This is a genomic window from Candidatus Zixiibacteriota bacterium (assembly GCA_022865345.1).
In the GTDB taxonomy this organism is placed as follows: Bacteria; Zixibacteria; MSB-5A5; order MSB-5A5; family RBG-16-43-9; genus RBG-16-43-9.
This window is the reverse complement of sequence record JALHSU010000270.1, coordinates 1-5,443: the sequence shown is the minus strand read 5'-3', so window position 1 is coordinate 5,443 and position 5,443 is coordinate 1. Positions and strand designations below refer to the sequence as shown.

7 protein-coding genes are annotated in these 5,443 nt (G+C 42.3%); all 7 read left to right on the top strand.

The genetic code is table 11. From position 1 onward, the window contains the following. The first annotated feature begins 201 nt into the window (after positions 1 to 201). Positions 202 to 1,077: a hypothetical protein gene (locus tag MUP17_12915; protein ID MCJ7459869.1), complete on the top strand. Its 876-nt coding sequence runs from the start codon at positions 202 to 204 to the stop codon at positions 1,075 to 1,077. A 915-nt stretch (positions 1,078 to 1,992) separates the two neighbouring features. Beyond that, on the top strand, positions 1,993 to 2,631 hold the full coding sequence (ccmA, locus tag MUP17_12910; GenBank protein ID MCJ7459868.1) for a heme ABC exporter ATP-binding protein CcmA: 639 nt from the start codon (positions 1,993 to 1,995) through the stop codon (positions 2,629 to 2,631). After that, on the top strand, positions 2,579 to 3,262 hold the full coding sequence (locus tag MUP17_12905) for a heme exporter protein CcmB (GenBank protein ID MCJ7459867.1): 684 nt from the start codon (positions 2,579 to 2,581) through the stop codon (positions 3,260 to 3,262). Before ccmA ends, MUP17_12905 begins: the two co-directional genes overlap by 53 nt. Before the next feature lie 52 nt (positions 3,263 to 3,314). Continuing rightward, positions 3,315 to 3,977 carry a cytochrome c biogenesis protein gene (locus MUP17_12900; protein ID MCJ7459866.1) on the top strand — a complete coding sequence of 221 codons (663 nt, stop codon included), beginning with the start codon at positions 3,315 to 3,317 and terminating at the stop codon, positions 3,975 to 3,977. A 16-nt stretch (positions 3,978 to 3,993) separates the two neighbouring features. Next, entirely contained in the window at positions 3,994 to 4,101 is a 108-nt protein-coding gene (locus MUP17_12895) for a CcmD family protein (GenBank protein MCJ7459865.1), read from the top strand. After that, positions 4,098 to 4,463, top strand: a complete 366-nt coding sequence (locus tag MUP17_12890; GenBank protein ID MCJ7459864.1) for a cytochrome c maturation protein CcmE — start codon at positions 4,098 to 4,100, stop codon at positions 4,461 to 4,463. The genes MUP17_12895 and MUP17_12890 overlap by 4 nt, the downstream gene beginning before the upstream one ends. Then, positions 4,464 to 5,443: cytochrome c biogenesis protein CcsA (ccsA, locus tag MUP17_12885; GenBank protein ID MCJ7459863.1), on the top strand; the 980-nt coding region annotated here is incomplete at its 3' end.

Genomic DNA, 5,443 nt, shown 5'->3' with positions numbered 1-5,443 from the left:
GTCGGGCATTCCCTCCTTTGGCGGGACAGCCCGACCTACTACTTTTAAGCCTCCAGGGCAGGCGCAGGGGCCTGCCCCTACCAGTATTTTTTGTGTTTGACAATCGAGTGAAGTTTACTTATTTTTGCTTAAACTTAATCTATCTATATGCAGAAAAAACAAGTTCTTGTTCCAGTGCTAATTCTAATAGGGGTTGTGGTTGTGCTTTTTGTAATCTCTTTGTTATTCAGGAAAAGAGAAACTTCTACCAGGGATGTTTTTCAAAAGCAGGTAACGGAAAATCTGGAAGATGGTTACACTATCAAGGATGTTATCTTCGAAAGCCTGGATAATAAGAACCAGCAGGTCATAGCCATCATCCACTGGGAAGCAAAAGACAAAATAGGTCAGCAGGATAGTTTAGTAGTCAACGAGTTTAAAGATGGGAAATTGACAGATATTTACAGCACATCTGAATGGGTTCTGGATTTTGGGAATAACCTGAATGGAGATAGCGTCACAGTAGCAGATATAAATAAAGACGGTCTTAAGGAATTTGTGGTTACCGGGTCGACTGGAGGTAACTGCTGGACTTGTTCGTATCTTAAGGTCTTTCAGCTAAAGAATCATCAGGTTTTTGAGCTTCCCAAAGATCTTCCGGAGACCCAGGTCATCATCGGATTAAAAGATCTGATTGGTGATGGTTTGGAGGAGCTTTTGGTCCTGGATGCTCAGTGGGAATTCTATATGGACCTGTGTCATGCCTGTTCGCCCAGCGTGAATCTGGTCTATAAATGGGAAAAAGATAAATATCTCGACAGGTCCGGAGAATTTCCTTCCTACTACGATGAAGAAATCAAAGGACTGGAGCAAGAGATAATGAATATGAGCGCGGATGAGCGAGGCACAGATTATTATATGGGCAGGGTTATCTCGACTTTTTTGAATTATCTTGAAAAAGGGGAAAAGGAAAAAGGCTGGGAGGTTTTCAAAAATTATATGGCTGAAGAGAATTTTAAGGAAAAAGGATTTAAGGATATGGCTAAGTGGATTACGGATGATTTACATAAAAGATTTTTTGAAGGACCTCAAACTTGAAGAAAAGTAGGTCGGGTTGAGCAAGCTACCTGACTCAAGGAAAAGGAGGTGATTAGAAAATGTTTAAGAAACCGGTCTATCTGAGGTGGGTGTCGTTTGTAATTTTGTTGACTCTATTTATGTCTTGTGCATATTCCTTGCAGAAGTCCTCTTCTAAATATAACCCTGCTGATTATAGCAATTACGATAAACCCGGTACAGCATCTATCTCTGGTCAGGTTTTGATAGGCGTAGGGCCCATATTGGCTAAAGACTATTCGCCTCCCGTATCTCTGCGAGAATTGGACAAGAAGACGATGGATCTGAAAATGCGCGAATCAGACTTGCAATACACACCGTCTACTAAAATCGATGCAGAATATGGTCCTGGTTGCATTGTCGTGCTCCATCCTATTACAAAATACTCAGAAGGTTGGTTTTCTGGAATATTTCTAAGAAAGCCCAAACACCCATTGCCGCCTTACGAACGCCAACTCGATTCAAGATATGCCAAAACATGTATAGCTGACAACCAGGGGAGATTCAAATTTGAAAGCTTATCACCCGGTCGGTATCTGCTATTTACAGTTCTGCCTAATGGGGACCCGTGTTGGACAAGAGTCGAAGTGTCTAAGGGTACAAGCAAACACACAATTTTGTACAGGCAGATTTCTCACAAGCCTTGAAGCAGTCGTAGTCGTAGGTCGGGCTGTCACAGACTGCCCGACAAAATTCTGAAGAGAGGTGCTTTTTGTCGGGTAGCTATCGCAACCCGAGCTACTTTTTTACTTTTCTGTACTCTAAATCAATCAGGAACCAACGTAGCGTTGCCTCTCCTGTAGCAACGATTAGATAGCATCGTCATGGACGAGGCACTCCATAATCAATCAAAAGCTTGACAAAGAAGAGTTGTTTGAGTATTTTCTCCACAATTTTATGATTTCATTAGAGGCCAAGAACTTAGCTAAAAGCTTCGGTTTCAGAAAAGTCTTCGAGGGGATCAATTTTTCGCTCAGGGGAAAAGAATCCCTGGTCATTACTGGCAAAAATGGTTCTGGCAAGAGCACCCTTCTGAAGATTTTAGCTGGTTTGTTGAGACCATCAAAGGGTGAAGTAAATATTAATCTGGAAAGTCAAATAAAAAATAGGGGAGAAAGAAGAAAACTCATAAGTTTTGTTGCGCCGGACCTATCATTATATGATGAGCTAACCGCGTTAGAAAACCTGGAGTTCCTGGCTAACGTGCAGGGTTTAGATTTCAAGCCAGATAAATTGAACAAAAAGCTGGATGAAGTAGGCTTAAAGGGCAGAGGAGAAGATCGGGTATCATCATATTCTTCAGGAATGAAACAAAGATTAAAATATATTTTTGCCTTGCTGAGCGAACCTCAGATTTTGCTTTTAGACGAGCCGGGAAGCAATTTGGACGAGCCTGGCCTTTTTCTTTTGGATAATATAATAGCGGAACAGAAAAAGAGAGGGATTTTAGTTTTAGCCACGAATGATAAAAGGGAAATCAAATATGGGGACAAAATCCTCAACCTGGACCAGCAGGGTTTTAGCTTTATTTCTTAAAGATTTCAAATCAGAGCTACGCACCCGCTATAGCCTGAACGCTTTAGTGATGTTCGCGGTGATTACCCTGACTGTGGTCAGCTTTTCTATCGGGATGTTCTCTTTGAGCTCGAAGGTTAAATCGTCCCTTTTCTGGATCGTCATCTTTTTCTCAGCTATGTCCGGGCTGGCTCAGGTATTCATAAAAGAGGAAGAGGCAAAAACCTCGACTCTATTAAAACTGGTAGCTTCGGCCGAGGCTATCTTTGCGGGGAAGTTGCTTTATAATCTGGTTCTTTTGCTTTTTCTGGAGATAATCATTGTTCCTTTATTTATCATAATGTTAGGGTTTTCGATTTTAAATTTCTGGCTGTTTTTATGCGTATTAGTCTTAGGTAGTTTAGGCCTGGTATGCTCAACAACCATAATTGCAGCCATTGTGGCTAAAGCCAGCGTAAAAGGAGCGCTCTTTGCAGTTCTTTCTTTTCCAATACTTCTGCCTCTTCTGGTTACGGTAATCTCTGGAACGAATTTAGCATCTGAGGGAGCCTCATTTTCACAAGGGCTGAGGGATCTGCAGATACTTTTTTCTTATACTGTGGTGATGTTTGTGGCGTCGTTCATGTTATTTGATTTTGTGTGGGAGGAATAATAAAAAGGGTGATAGGTCGTAGGTAATAGGTTGTGGGTAAGAAAGGCAAAATATGTGGTGGAAAATCTTGACGGGTTTGCTGATTGGAACAGTGGTGGTCTTGGTGTTTTTGATGCCTCCTCCCCAAAAAGAATTGGGTGATATTTCCCGGATATTTTTCTTTCACGTGCCTGTTGCCTGGGTCACGGTTTTGGCTTTTTTAGTGGCTATGGTAAACAGCATCCTGTATCTATCAAGAAAAGATCCGGTTTACGACCTTCAAGCAGCAATTTCCTCTCAGCTCGGATTTCTATTTGCGATTTTAGCCACAGTCTCTGGTGCGATTTTCGCCAAAAATGCCTGGGGCTCTTACTGGAACTGGGATCCAAGGGAAACCTCAGTTTTCATTCTCCTTTTGATCTATGGAGCATATCTGGCTCTACGCTCAGCTATTGAAGCGGAGGACAGGAAGGCTAATCTTTCTGCGGTTTACTCAATCTTAGCCTTCATCACGGTTCCTTTTCTGGTCTTTGTGGTTCCCAGAGTGTTTCAGTCTTTACATCCCACAGACTCGATAGTAAATTCGCAGATTAAAATCCAGATGCCACCTCTGGTCTTACTGGTATTCTTAAGCTCGCTTTTGGGGTTTAGCTTGCTTTTTGTCTGGATATATAACTTAGAAGTCAAGTTGAATATTTTATATAAAAAGGCAAAAGAAATCCATTCTGTCGGATAAAAGGAGGTTTTAGAGGATGTCTGCAAATTTAGGAGTGATGGTCGTGGTCTTAATCATCTGGCTGGGAGTATTCATCTATCTACTGCGGCTGGATAAGAAGGTGAAGGAGTTAGAGAAGAAATGAAATTAAAATATGTAATCGGCATTGGAATAATTTTGATATTCGTAGTTTTCGGTGCCCTATCTTTCAGGAAAAACCTGACCCCCTATGTGGGATTTAAAGAGGCGATGAGCTCCAATACCTCGGTTCAGATAATCGGTGAGATAATCCCGGAGGATACAAGATACGACCTGGAGAATCATCAATTTTATTTCAGCCTGAAAGATCCAAAAGGGGAGAAGATGAAAGTGGTTTTCAACGGGGTGAAACCAGCTAATTTTGAGCAGGCAACCAACGTTGTGGCTATAGGCAAATATCAGGATGGGGTCTTCTCTGCGGATCAGATTTTGGTTAAATGCCCTTCAAAATACCAGGGAGGTAAATAAATGGTTTTGGGTGATTTTCTTCTGGTTCTCTGTCTTTTAGGAGTCGTTTTTTCAGCTCTGCTTTTTCTGTTGAGCTCAAGTGGAGATAAAAAGATATTGTCCTGGGCTAAAAAGGTTTATTATCTGACTTTTCTTTTTGCATTGCTGGCAACTGCGGACCTTTTTTACCTTTTCTTAACGCATAACTTCCAGACCTCATATGTTTACGGCTACAGCTCATCTGACCTGCCTTTCTTTTATCTGATATCCTCTTTCTGGGCAGGGCAGGAGGGGACATTCCTCTTATGGCTTTTCATCGGGCTCCTGTTAGGTCTTTTCCTGATCAGGAAAAAAGATGACCAGTTGCAAGGGCACGTTCTGTTCTTCTACCTTCTGGTGCAGGTATTCCTGTTGGTGTTGTTGTTAAAGAAAAGTCCGTTTGAGCTATTGTCTGATGTGCCTCCTGAGGGAAAAGGACTCAATCCGCTTCTGAAAGACCCCTGGATGGTGTCTCATCCTCCTCTGGTGTTTATCGGGTACGCAGCGATAGCCATTCCGTTCGCCTATGCACTGGCAGCTCTGATCAAGAATAAATATGATACCTGGATTAAATCCTCTCTGCCCTGGGTAGGATTCTCTGCCCTGACCCTGGGTGCCGGGATTTTCGTGGGAGGGTTCTGGGCTTACAAAGTTTTAGGCTGGGGAGGTTACTGGGGTTGGGACCCGGTGGAAAATGCTTCCCTGATTCCCTGGCTTACGACTGTGGCTTTAGTTCACGGATTCATCTTAGAAAAAAATAAAAATAGCCTCAGGAAAACCAATCTTTTCTTGGGAATAATTTCTTTTCTACTGGTGCTGTATGGAACGTTCCTCACCCGGAGCGGAGTCCTGGCAGATTTTTCCGTGCATTCGTTTGCTGATTTGGGACTGAATAAATATCTGATTTTCTTTCTGATTCTGTTCAGTGCTTTCTCTTTGGGTATGCTGATTTACCGTTCTTC

Coding starts and splice junctions, on each gene's coding strand:
- ccmA (MCJ7459868.1), top strand. CDS start 1,993: ATGATTTCATTAGAGGCCAAGAACTTAGCTAAAAGCTTCGGTTTCAGA.
- MUP17_12905 (MCJ7459867.1), top strand. CDS start 2,579: ATGGGGACAAAATCCTCAACCTGGACCAGCAGGGTTTTAGCTTTATTT.
- MUP17_12900 (MCJ7459866.1), top strand. CDS start 3,315: ATGTGGTGGAAAATCTTGACGGGTTTGCTGATTGGAACAGTGGTGGTC.
- MUP17_12895 (MCJ7459865.1), top strand. CDS start 3,994: ATGTCTGCAAATTTAGGAGTGATGGTCGTGGTCTTAATCATCTGGCTG.
- MUP17_12890 (MCJ7459864.1), top strand. CDS start 4,098: ATGAAATTAAAATATGTAATCGGCATTGGAATAATTTTGATATTCGTA.